General features: G+C 62.2%; 7 protein-coding genes. All 7 read right to left on the bottom strand.

Going from position 1 to position 8,605, the window contains the following annotated elements; translation table 11 throughout:
* Window positions 1-96: 96 nt before the first annotated feature.
* A complete protein-coding gene (locus ACV4UY_RS13705; RefSeq protein WP_491608144.1) occupies window positions 97-1,578 on the bottom strand; it encodes an NADH-quinone oxidoreductase subunit M in 1,482 nt (493 codons plus the stop codon).
* A 23-nt stretch (window positions 1,579-1,601) separates the two neighbouring features.
* Window positions 1,602-3,533 carry an NADH-quinone oxidoreductase subunit L gene (gene nuoL, locus ACV4UY_RS13700; protein ID WP_491608143.1) on the bottom strand — a complete coding sequence of 644 codons (1,932 nt, stop codon included), beginning with the start codon at window positions 3,531-3,533 and terminating at the stop codon, window positions 1,602-1,604.
* A 63-nt stretch (window positions 3,534-3,596) separates the two neighbouring features.
* On the bottom strand, window positions 3,597-3,899 hold the full coding sequence (nuoK, locus tag ACV4UY_RS13695; protein ID WP_420903605.1) for an NADH-quinone oxidoreductase subunit NuoK: 303 nt from the start codon (window positions 3,897-3,899) through the stop codon (window positions 3,597-3,599).
* Window positions 3,896-4,489 (bottom strand): NADH-quinone oxidoreductase subunit J, encoded by a 594-nt coding sequence (locus ACV4UY_RS13690; protein WP_491608142.1) that lies wholly within the window; start codon window positions 4,487-4,489, stop codon window positions 3,896-3,898. The genes nuoK and ACV4UY_RS13690 overlap by 4 nt, the downstream gene beginning before the upstream one ends.
* Before the next feature lie 18 nt (window positions 4,490-4,507).
* Window positions 4,508-5,002, bottom strand: a complete 495-nt coding sequence (nuoI, locus tag ACV4UY_RS13685) for an NADH-quinone oxidoreductase subunit NuoI (RefSeq protein WP_420903603.1) — start codon at window positions 5,000-5,002, stop codon at window positions 4,508-4,510.
* Window positions 5,003-5,018: 16 nt separating this feature from the next.
* Window positions 5,019-6,062, bottom strand: coding sequence for an NADH-quinone oxidoreductase subunit NuoH (gene nuoH / locus ACV4UY_RS13680; protein ID WP_491608141.1), 1,044 nt, complete (start codon window positions 6,060-6,062; stop codon window positions 5,019-5,021).
* Between the two features lie 130 nt (window positions 6,063-6,192).
* On the bottom strand, window positions 6,193-8,598 hold the full coding sequence (nuoG, locus tag ACV4UY_RS13675) for an NADH-quinone oxidoreductase subunit NuoG (RefSeq protein WP_491608140.1): 2,406 nt from the start codon (window positions 8,596-8,598) through the stop codon (window positions 6,193-6,195).
* Window positions 8,599-8,605: the final 7 nt, after the last annotated feature.

The raw sequence follows: 8,605 nt of genomic DNA, 5'->3' as shown, positions 1-8,605 counted from the left end.
AGCAACGTCCCAAGGGCTTTGTCCTTGGATCCCACCAGGGGGATAATCCCCCTGGACCCTTGATAATAGAACTACGCATCCCGTGATGAGTGCGGTTTAAAACCCTGCCACCGCCACGGCACCGGTCTTGACCGCCGCGGCCTGGATCAACAGATGTTCCACCGAGGCGTGGAACAGATTCAGGAACGGCGCTGGATAGAAGCCGATCCAGAACACCAGCACCAACAACGGCGCGAACAACATCACCTCGCGCATTGACAGATCCTTCATGGCGCGCACCTCGTCGTTGGCGATCGGTCCGAAGACCACGCGCTTGAACATCCAGAGCATGTAGGCCGCGCCGAAGACCAGACCGGTCGCCGCCACCATGGCCACCGCCTTGTTGGCCATGAAGGCCCCCAACAGGATCAGGATCTCGCCCACGAAGCTGTTGGTGCCCGGCAGACCCACCGAGGACATGGTGAAGATCATGAAAATCACCGCATACACCGGCATCACATGGGCGACACCGCCGAAGTGGGCGATCATGCGGGTGTGCATGCGGTCGTAGACCACGCCCACCGCGAGGAACAAAGCGCCCGACACGATGCCATGGTTGACCATTTGCAGGATACTGCCCTCGAGCCCCTGTTGATTCAGGGCGAAGATCCCCAGGGTGACGAAACCCATGTGGGAGACCGACGAATAGGCGACCAGTTTCTTGAGATCCTTCTGCATCAGGGCCACCAGGGCGGTATAGACCACCGCGATCAGGGAGAGGCCGAAGATGAAGGGGATGAAAAAGCGCGAGGCGTCCGGCAGGATGGGCAGGGAGAAGCGCAGGAAGCCATAAGCGCCCATTTTCAGCAGAATGCCGGCCAGAATGACCGAACCGGCGGTCGGGGCCTCGACGTGGGCATCCGGCAGCCAGGTGTGAACCGGCCACATCGGCACCTTGACCGCGAAGGAGGCGAACAAACCCAGGAACAGCCACACCTGGAACGAGAACGAGAGCGGCAGTTTCATCAACTCGGGGATCGAGAAGGTGTGACCCGCATAACCCAGCGACAGGATGGCGATCAGCATCAACACCGAACCGGCCAGGGTGTAGAGGAAGAACTTCAAGGCCGCGTAGACCCGGTTCGGACCACCCCAGACGCCGATGATCAGGAACATCGGGATGAGCATCGCCTCCCAGAGCACATAGAAGAGGATGAAGTCCAGGGCGCAGAACACCCCCACCACAAAACTCTCCAGGGCCAGAAAGGCCATCAGGTACTCACGCACCCGGATCTTGATCGACTCCCACGAGGCGAGCAGGCAGATCGGGGTCAAGAAGGTGGTCAGCAGCACGAACGGCAGGCTGATCCCATCCACGCCCATGCGATAGGCGATGCCGTACTCCGGCAGCCAGGCCACCTCCTCCACCAACTGAAAGCTGGCGGTCTTGGTGTCGAATCCGAGCAGGATCCCGAGACTGATGAGGAAGGTGACCAGCGAGACCAGCATGGCCCAGTATTTGGCCAGGTTGTCGTTGCGCACCCCCAGCAGGATCACCAGGGCTCCGACAAGCGGAAGGAATGTCACAAGGCTCAGCATGGTTGCTCTCTCCCGCCCCCAACTCAAACGTAAACCGTGATCAGAATCAAAACCCCGATCACCATGGCAAAGGCATAGTGATAGACGTAGCCGGTCTGTATCCGCTTCAACCCCTGGGCCAACCGCGCGACCAGGCCGGCGGTGCCGTTGACGCCGTAACCGTCGATGATCTTGACATCACCCGTCTGCCACAACCCCTGACCGATCTCGCGGGCGGTGCGCACGAAGAGCCGATCGTAGAGGCGATCGAAGTACCAGGCGTTGAGCAGGAACTGGTATATGCCGCGCAGCACGTCGGCCATGATCGCCGGCAGGCCCGGCACCTTGATGTAGAGGATCCAGGCCAGAAGCAGGCCGATCAGGAACATGCCGAACGGCGACCATTTCACCCAGGCGGCCACATGGTGGGCATGGGCCAGGGCGTCGTGACCCTTGACGATGACGATCGACTCCTTGAACCAGCCGACATCGACCATGGACTGCCCCAGGTAGCCGCACACCAGCGATCCGGCGGCCAAAATCAGCAGCGGCAGACGCATGGACCAGGGGGCCTCGTGGGCGTGGTCGTAGGCATGCCTGTCATGGTGATCCTTGGGCGCGCCGCGATGGAAGGTCATGAAGACCAGCCGGAACGAATAAAAGGTGGTCAGGATCGCGGCGAGCATGCCCATGATCCAGGCCAGGGTGCCGACCGTGGTGTGAGCCGCGTAGGCCGACTCGAGGATCGCGTCCTTGGAGTAGAAACCAGCCAGATAGGGGAAGCCGGTCAAAGCCAGCGTACCGATCATCATCACCGCGTAGGTGAAGGGGATTTTCTTCACCAGGCCACCCATGTGGCGCATGTCCTGCTCGTGGTGCATGGCATGGATCACGGCACCCGCGCCCAAAAAGAGCAGGGCCTTGAAAAAGGCGTGGGTGAACAGGTGGAACATGGCGGCCGGATAGGCGGAGACCCCCGCGGCGAAGAACATGTAACCCAGCTGCGAGCAGGTGGAGTAGGCGATCACCCGCTTGATGTCGTTTTGCACCAAGCCCACGGTGGCGGCGAACAGGGCGGTGGAGGCGCCGACGATGGTCACCACGTTGAGGGCGGTCTGGGAGAGTTCGAAAAGCGGCGAGGCGCGACAGACCATGAATACGCCGGCAGTCACCATGGTGGCGGCGTGGATCAACGCCGAAACCGGGGTCGGACCCTCCATCGCGTCCGGAAGCCAGGTGTGCAGACCCAGCTGGGCCGACTTGCCCATGGCCCCCACGAAGAGCAGCAGGCAGATCAGGGTCATGGTCGGCACCGCGCCCCAGAGCGGAAAATCGACCGTGGCCGGATACTTGCCCGCCGCAGCCATGCCGAACACCTCGGCGTAATCCAGAGTGCCGAAGACCATGTACAGGGCGAAGATTCCCAGCGCGAAACCGAAGTCGCCCACCCGGTTGACCAGGAACGCCTTGATCGCCGCGTTGCAGGCCGACTCCTTGGTGAACCAGAAGCCGATCAGCAGATACGAAGCCAGTCCCACCCCTTCCCAACCGAAAAAGAGTTGCAGGAAGTTGTCACCGGTGACCAGCATCAACATCGCGAAGGTGAAAAGCGACAGATACGAGAAAAAGCGCGGCTGATCCGGATCCTCGGCCATGTAGCCCACCGAATAGATGTGCACCAGGGTCGAAACACCGTTGACCACCACCAGCATCACCACGGTCAACCGGTCGATCAGCATCCCGAAGGAGACCTTGAATCCCCCGGAGACGATCCAGGAGAAGATCGGTTCGCGCACCGTCGGGGCATCCCCCACGGCGATGGCCAGAAAGGCCTGGATCGAGAGCGCCAGCGCCCCCAACATGCAGACGATGGTCACCAGACGGCTCACCGCGTTGCCCAGAAAACGCCGTCCGAAGAGTCCGGCGATCAGGGATCCCGCGAGGGGCAGTAGGACAATCAGAAGGTTCTTGCTCATCGTGGTCTCAAATCCCGCATGCAAGTGGGGTTTTTTCAGCCCTTGAGAATGGAGCGGCCCGGCTCAACCCTTGAGGGTGTCGATCTCTTCCACGTCGATGGTGGCGCGATTCCGGAAGAAGGCGACCAGTATGGCCAATCCGATGGCGGCCTCGGCAGCGGCCACGGTCAGCACGAAAAAGGTGAATATCTGGCCCGACACATCCCCCAGATAGTGGGAAAAGGCCACGAAGTTGATGTTCACCGCCAACAGGATCAGCTCGATGCTCATCAGGATGATGATCATGTTGCGCCGGTTCAGGAAAATTCCGACAATGCCGATCGTGAACAGCATGGCGCTCAACAAGAGATAGTTGTTCAGACTCATGGCTTGGCTCCCTGACCCGAGGCGACCTTGACCAACTCCACCGCATCCTCGCGCCGACGGGCGATCTGCGCCGGGATATTCTGCCGCTTCACGTCCTTGCGCCGACGGTGCGTCAGCACCACCGCGCCGATCAGCGCCACGAGCAGGATCAACGAGGCGACCTCGAACGGCAGCAGGAACTTGGTGAAAAGCACCTGCCCGATCAGCTGGGTGTTCGAGATGTTGGCCGCCTGGTGGGCATGGCCCTCCACATGGATCCCGGAGAGAATGAAGCCGAACTCGACGAGAATCAGCGCGCCGATGAACAACCCCATCGGCAGATGCTCCAGCGCCCCCTTGCGCAACTCCTCGAAATCGACGTTGAGCATCATCACCACGAAGAGGAACAGCACCGCCACCGCCCCCATGTAGACGATCACCAGAATCGCGGCCAGGAACTCCGCCTCCAGCAGCACGAACAGACCGGCCACGTTGAAAAAGGCCAGGATCAGGAACAGAACCGAATGGACCTGGTTCCGACTGGCGATCACCCCGATGGCCGCGACCACGGAGATGGCCGAGAAGATGTAGAATACGAGATCCGCTACCATGATCTGTCGCGCTCCTGCTTACCGGTATTTGGCGTCCGCGGCGAGATTGGCGTCGATCTCCGCCTTCCACCGCTCACCATTGGCCAACAACCGCGCCTTGTTGTAATAGAGATCCTCGCGGGTGTAACCGTGAAACTCGAAATTCGGTCCCAGCACGATCGCATCCACCGGGCAGGCCTCCTGACAGAAGCCGCAGAAGATGCATTTGGTCTCGTCGATGCTGTAAACCTGGGTCAGACGCTTCTCCGCGCGGCTTTCCGGATCGATCTCGATGTAGATCGCCTGGGCCGGGCAGGTGGCCTCGCAGAGCTTGCAGGCCACGCAGCGCTCTTCACCCTTCTCGTCGCGACGCAAGGCGTGCTCGCCACGAAAACGGGGCGACAAAGGCGTGCGCTCCTCGGGATACTGGATGGTGATGTGCGGCTTGAACATGTGCCGCAGCGTGACCGCCAGCCCGGAGGCCAGCTCCCGCAGGGCATAGGTGTCGGCCAACTCCTTGAAGTTCAATCCCATCTTGGCATCTCCTCCATTACGCCTTTCCGAACAGCAGCACACCCAGCGCGGTGACGAAAATCCACAAAAGCGAGATGGGCAGAAAAACCTTCCAACCCAGCCGCATCAGCTGGTCGTAGCGATAGCGCGGGAAGGTGGCCCGGATCCACAAAAAGACGAATAACAGGAGCGACGCCTTCAGCCCCAGCCAGATCACGCCGGGGATGAAATCCAGGAACCCTACCGGCGGCAGCCATCCACCCAGAAAAAGGATGGATCCCATGAAGGAGACCAGGATCATGTTGGCGTATTCGCCCATGAAGAACAAACCCGAACTCATGGCCGAATATTCGGTGATGAAACCGGCCACCAGTTCCGCCTCGGCCTCCGGGAGGTCGAAGGGGGAACGGTTGGTCTCGGCGACTACCGAAATGAAGTAGATCACGAACATCGGCAGCAGGGGAATCACGAACCACATCCCCTTCTGGGCATTGACCACCTCGGTGAGATTGAGACTGCCGGAGAGCAGCACCACCGGGATGAGGGTGAAGCCCATGGAGACTTCATACGAGACCATCTGCGCCGCCGAGCGCAGACCGCCCAGGAAGCTGAAACGGGTGTTGGATGCCCAACCGGCCATGATGATGCCGTACACCCCCATCGAGGAGATGGCCAGAATGTAGAGGATGCCGATGTTGATGTCCGCGAGCACCAGACCCGGCGAGAACGGAATCACCGCCCAGGCGATCAGGGCCGGCACCAGCGTCAGGGCCGGAGCCAGGAAGAAGAGGGTCCGGTCCGCCTTCTCGGGCAGCAGCAACTCCTTGAAGATCAGCTTGGCCGCGTCGGCCAGGGGCTGGAGAATCCCCCAGAAGCCCACCCGGTTGGGTCCGTAACGCACCTGCATGAAGCCGATGATCTTGCGTTCCGCCAGCGTGATGTAGGTGACCATGAAGAGCACCGGGGCCAGCAGGAGCACGATTTTGATCACGGTCCAAACCCCGATCCAGAGCATCGGTCCGAACAACCCCTCGCCGAAGCCATGAACGGTTCCCAAGAGTTCTTTCAGAATTTCAGGCATGTCGTCCCCGGTCCACGCTTGACACTCGCCACCATGCCCAGGTCCTCGCCGAACCTGGCATGCCATTCAACCCCCATTCCGGATCCACGCCGGATCACCCATCGCCTCATGGCGACCGGTGACCGCCCGCTCAACCCGGCAACGCCACCAGACTCACCCGACCATGACCGCGCGCGTCGTCGCACAACTCACGCGGAGAGTGATCGCCCTGGCCGAAATCCCCGAACACCACGCCGAGAGGGATCCGCGCATCCAGTTCCGCGCGCAACTCCACCCGCCTCTCGCCCTGGAGCACCCGCACCAGACCATTCTGCACGATCGCCAGACCCTTGGCATCGTCCGGATGGATCCGCAAGCGACCATCGCGGGCCAGCTTGGCCATGACCGGCGAGCGCCAGGTGACCGGATCATCCCGATACAAACAGGACTCCAGCACCAAATGAATGCCGGAAGCCGGCTCCACGGGGCGCATCGTCACCGGCAATCCCTTGGTGACCGGGCTGTGATCGCAGGCCCGTGGGGTCTCGCCCGGACCGAGCCGCGCGAAATCGTAGCGGTGATCGCTCGCCGCCAGACGCTTGCGCAGCGCCTCCAGATCGTTGTACCCCAGGGGAGCCGCGAACCGATCGCTCAGCCCCCGCAGAATACGCCAATCTTCCTTGGCTTCCAGCGGTCCGTTGCCCGCCCGCGCGCCGTGCTGGACACGACCTTCGCAGTTGGTCAGGGTCATGGACTTCTCGCCCGGAGCCAGACCCGCCAGCACCACCTCGGCGACCCGCGCCGCTTCGCAGCCGTAGGCGCCGAGATGGATCACCCGCGCCTTCTCCAGGGCACGCCGCGCCAGATCCCGATCCAGGGACTCCTCGGTGGGATCCACCCCCATCAGGAACAATACCTTGATCCGCCCCTCGGCGGCGGCCTCGAGAATGGCCGTGGCGTTCATCCCCACCCGCTCCAGGCGGGTATAACCGGGACCGCGATGCGGCACCACGCCCAGATCCTGGGCCGCCGCCGCGTTGCCGCGCGCGGCCACCCGGTTGAATCCGTTCCAACCCGGACCGATGGCGCCCAGTTTGTCCAGAATCGCCACGGCCAGACGACGCAACGTCTCGGCCTCGGGATGGAGGATCGCCTGTCCGCCCAGCAGCACCACCGGCTTTTTGGCGCCCTTCAACAGAGCCGCCACCATCCCGGCATCGCCACCCGGCGCCTCGCCATCCAGGCCGAGCAGAATCTGACCCAACAGGGTCGGCTCACCGCCCGGAGCCACCAGGATCGAGGTCAGACCCGGAATGTTGCTGTTCAACTGTCGGGCATGGATCGACACCACCCGCGCGCCGGCCTGGGCCGCGCGGCGCAGTCGGAAGTTCAACAGCGGAGTCTCGAAGCGGGGATCGAAGCCCACCAGAACGATCGCATCCGCGCCGGCCAACTCCACCAGAGGCGTATTCATCAACAGATCCGCGCGGGTCAGGGGCTGCTCGTCGCCGGAGAAATCCCGTTGCCGCAGACGGTGATCCACATGCGGCGTGCCCACCACGTTGCGCAGGAAATCCTGGAACGCGAACAGCTCCTCGCCACCCTGGATCGCATCCGAGGCCAGACCGGCCACCTCCTCGGGCTTCACCGATTTCAACACCGCCGCCGCCCGATCCAACGCCTCGGGCCAGCTCACCTTCTCCTGCGCCACGCCGTTCACCGCACGGGCACGGGGCTCCTCCAGACGGCCCTCGCGCAAACCGTCGATGGCGAAACGACCCTTGTCGCACAGCCAACTCTCGTTGCCCGCGTCCCAACCGCGCGCCATGACACGCAGGATGCGACCATCCAGATGGTCCAGACGGGTGTGGCACCCCACCGAGCAGTGGGCGCATACCCCGTCGGCGTGCTTGAGTTCCCAGCCACGCGCCTGGAAGTGGAACGGCTTGAAATTCAACGCCCCCACCGGGCAGATCTCGGCCAGGTTGCCGGTCAGCTCCGAATCCAGGAAGGTCTCGACGAACGGACCCACCGTCATGTGATCGCCACGGTAGACCGCGCCCATCTGCTCGACGCCGGAGACATCCTCGGAGAAACGGATGCAGCGGGTGCAGTGGATGCAGCGATTCATCTCGGTCTCGATCAACGGACCCAGATCGTGATTGGGCACCTCGCGCTTGTGATCGTGAAAACGCGAACGGTCCGGACCATATTTCATGGCCAGATCCTGCAAGGTGCACTCGCCACCCTGATCGCACACCGGACAATCCAGGGGGTGGTTGATCAGCAGAAACTCCATCACCCCCTTGCGCGCAGTGCGCACCATGGGGGAGTCGGTCTTCACCACCATCCCCTCGCTCACCGGCATGGCGCAGGAGATCACCGGCTTGGGCATCTTCTCCACTTCGACCAGGCACATGCGGCAGTTGCCGGCGATCGGCAGCTTGGGATGGTAGCAGAAATGGGGAATGTAAATGCCCAAAAGCTTGGCAGCCTCCATGATGGAGGTCCCCGGCTTGACATCAATTTCCTTCCCGTCGATGATCAGCGTAGGCATTTTTCCA

It is taken from the genome of Candidatus Magnetaquiglobus sp. (assembly GCF_058402785.1).
This window is presented reverse-complemented; position numbering and strand designations above follow the sequence as displayed.

Coding starts and splice junctions, on each gene's coding strand:
- nuoG (WP_491608140.1), bottom strand. CDS start 8,598: ATGCCTACGCTGATCATCGACGGGAAGGAAATTGATGTCAAGCCGGGG.
- ACV4UY_RS13690 (WP_491608142.1), bottom strand. CDS start 4,489: ATGGTAGCGGATCTCGTATTCTACATCTTCTCGGCCATCTCCGTGGTC.
- nuoL (WP_491608143.1), bottom strand. CDS start 3,533: ATGAGCAAGAACCTTCTGATTGTCCTACTGCCCCTCGCGGGATCCCTG.
- ACV4UY_RS13705 (WP_491608144.1), bottom strand. CDS start 1,578: ATGCTGAGCCTTGTGACATTCCTTCCGCTTGTCGGAGCCCTGGTGATC.
- nuoI (WP_420903603.1), bottom strand. CDS start 5,002: ATGGGATTGAACTTCAAGGAGTTGGCCGACACCTATGCCCTGCGGGAG.
- nuoK (WP_420903605.1), bottom strand. CDS start 3,899: ATGAGTCTGAACAACTATCTCTTGTTGAGCGCCATGCTGTTCACGATC.
- nuoH (WP_491608141.1), bottom strand. CDS start 6,062: ATGCCTGAAATTCTGAAAGAACTCTTGGGAACCGTTCATGGCTTCGGC.